At 55.9% G+C, this 1,847-nt stretch carries 1 protein-coding gene and 1 pseudogene; both read left to right on the forward strand.

Translation table 11 applies throughout. From position 1 onward, the window contains the following. Positions 1-243: 243 nt before the first annotated feature. A pseudogene (locus tag AAFO90_RS24775) lies at positions 244-539 on the forward strand (transposase); the annotation flags it as partial. A 387-nt stretch (positions 540-926) separates the two neighbouring features. Beyond that, positions 927-1,793 (forward strand): VWA domain-containing protein, encoded by an 867-nt coding sequence (locus AAFO90_RS24780; RefSeq protein WP_347511176.1) that lies wholly within the window; start codon positions 927-929, stop codon positions 1,791-1,793. Positions 1,794-1,847 lie beyond the last annotated feature (54 nt).

Consider the following 1,847-nt stretch of genomic DNA (forward strand, 5'->3'; position numbering starts at 1 on the left):
CCAAACTTTAGCCGAAGAACAACCGTGGCCGCCAAGCGGCCCGCGCGGGCCTCGCTTCGCTACGAAAAGGCTCCGCTCAGCCCGCGCTAACGGCGGAAATTACACCAATCGTTGGGACACTGCTCCAGCCGCGTGATGCACGGTTCGAAAACCGAGCGGTGACCATGTCTGATCTCTTCTGGCTGACGGATGCGCAGATGGCCCGCCTTGAGCCCTTCTTCCCGAAGTTCCACGGCCAGCCATCCGCTCAACCTGTTCGTCACCGTCTGTCAGGTGAGCGACTACTTCGGTACGCGGGCGTTGCTCAGTCGCCTGCCAAACGTCAAATGGCTGCTCGGGGATCGCGGCTATGACGCCGATTGGTTCAGAGAAGCATTGCAGGACAGGGGATACGCGCCTGCATCCCTGGACGAAAGCAACGCAAGACGCCGGTTAAATATGACAAGCGCCGCTACAAACGGCGAAACCGGATCGAGATCATGTTCGGCAGACTTAAGGATTGGCGGTGCGTGGCGACCAGATACGACCGATACCCCTAAGTATTCCTCTCAGCAACTGCTCTCGCCGCTCTCGTCATCTGTTGGTTATAAATCTTGACCCTAGCGCTGGTTTTGTCCCGGTTTTTGCCTTCAAAGAGAATCTTTCGGGGCTCTTGAAGTTCCCCGCAAGTCTAGGCTGATGGTTGTTTTAGGATGCGCGCGCCATCGACGAGGTTGGCAAGGCGGGAGAGGCCGCACCCAATAACATTGGGCCTTGGTGCCGCATCAGGGGTGTGATCGTGATAGCCCCCGAAATGTGCCCCAGTTCACGGGTGCAGGTATACTTAAGAGGCACATTGAAAATCTTAAGATATTTAGGTGGTTGGCCCGAGTACGTGATATTTTTTCCCGAATTATGCGCATTATACGTTGGGGAAGCATCTAAACATGAAAAGTGACAACCGAGCAAAGGTTGCCAGTGCGTCGCGCATGGTTCTGGTGGCAGCACTCTCCGTATTTTTTGTGTCCGTCGGGGCCGCTGTCGCACAGGCGCAGGAGAGTTGCAGTGGGCGAGTCGAGCTATGGTTCTTGAATGATGAGTCGACGAGTGTAACCGATACTGAATTCAGCGATGCGAAGTCATTCATATCCTCTGTTGCGTCTTCTTTCGCGTATGATGAATCCACTGGTTTCAGGGGGTCGCTGATCGGTTGGGAAGATTCGCCGACTCTCCTTTCCGGTTTGACCGATCAGTTCACAACTGTCGCATCCACATACTCTCGCGGGGGACGGGATGGCTACACCTATCCGGGTGCTGCCTTTGATTATGTGGCCGATGCTCTAACAAACTACGATGGTAGCGCCTATGCGTCGAGTTCCGGTGAGCCTGCAAGAGAGGGAGTTCCATCCATTGTGGTGTTCTTGACCGACGCGGATGGTGTCGACAGCGCTATAGGGCGTGTGCGCGATGCCAGCCAGCTTCGAGCATCCGCTTCTGCCATTCGTAACGCGGGCCATGAAGTGGTTGTCATGCTGATCGCCGAGGCGGCGAGCCGCTATACCTTGGGGGATGGAGATTATGAGGCCAATTTCTATTCATTGATGAATGAAGTGGCGGGGTCAGCGGGAAACGTTGTTGTCGGGGATACTTACGCAAACATCGCTCAACCGACACAGGGCTACATTTCTGATCTTTCATCAAGGATTTGCAGCGTCGCCGAGCAGTTGTCTCCCGCGTTGCCTCCGGTCGTGTCGCGAATGCTGTGGAAATTCCCTGGCGGCGCGCTCCGGGCATGTGAAGGGTCGGTGTTTTAGGCTGCGAGGTCAAGGGGCATGGGTTCGAGGGGCTGAGAGAGGGTTTCCCAGCCG

This window comes from Phaeobacter sp. CAU 1743 (genome assembly GCF_039839315.1).
Lineage (GTDB): Bacteria > Pseudomonadota > Alphaproteobacteria > Rhodobacterales > Rhodobacteraceae > Phycobacter > Phycobacter gallaeciensis_A.